Source organism: Pollutimonas rozaliensis (assembly GCF_048751585.1).
Classification (GTDB): domain Bacteria; phylum Pseudomonadota; class Gammaproteobacteria; order Burkholderiales; family Burkholderiaceae_B.
The window spans coordinates 1-264 of record NZ_JAZHOB010000169.1 but is presented as its reverse complement, the minus strand read 5'-3'; the positions used below and the strand labels follow the sequence as shown (position 1 = coordinate 264).

General features: G+C 65.5%; 1 pseudogene. It reads left to right on the top strand.

Going from position 1 to position 264, the window contains the following annotated elements:
• Nucleotides 1–264: pseudogene (locus tag V0R37_RS22430) on the top strand (hypothetical protein); the annotation flags it as partial.

The following is a 264-nucleotide window of genomic DNA, read 5'->3' as shown; positions in this document are numbered from 1 at the left end:
GAGTCCGAGAAGGCCCCGGGCACGTTCACGACCACCGTCGCCACCCGTTCGCGCTGGCGACGGCGGCTGCGGCAGCCGAAGAGCCTCGTCGCCCGGATCGTCCTGAACGTCATCCTCGTGCTGTTCGCGCTGCTGTTCCTGTATCCGTTCGCATGGCTCATCGCGGCGAGCTTCAAGCCGCGGGGAGAGGTGTTCGACAACGCCCTCATCCCAAGACCTTCGTGCCGGAGAACTACGTCGAGGTGTGGAATCAGCTCCCGTTGC